The organism is Enterobacter sp. 725m/11, assembly GCF_011683705.1.
GTDB lineage: Bacteria > Pseudomonadota > Gammaproteobacteria > Enterobacterales > Enterobacteriaceae > Enterobacter > Enterobacter bugandensis.
This window is the reverse complement of the sequence record NZ_JAAQOK010000138.1, coordinates 1-232: the sequence shown is the minus strand read 5'-3', so window position 1 is coordinate 232 and position 232 is coordinate 1. Positions and strand designations below refer to the sequence as shown.

The following is a 232-nucleotide window of genomic DNA, read 5'->3' as shown; positions in this document are numbered from 1 at the left end:
GGTATGGTGTGGGGCCTGCTCGGCACCCTGGTGATGCCGTGGGTGGACGACGCCCGCAGCTACCGACCGGTGTTCCAGGCGATCAAGCCGGTGCTCCTATCCGCGCAGATCTGCGTGGCCACACGCGGCATGGGCGAAAGCGAGCGCGCGTTGATGCACTACGAAACCAGCGTGCGCCCCGTCAAATGGCTGCTGGGCCACAGCGGCGCCGGCGACGATCACCGCCCCAACC

At 68.5% G+C, this 232-nt stretch carries 1 pseudogene; it reads left to right on the top strand.

What is annotated here, in order from left to right:
* Positions 1-232: pseudogene (locus HBA26_RS22765) on the top strand (hypothetical protein); the annotation flags it as partial.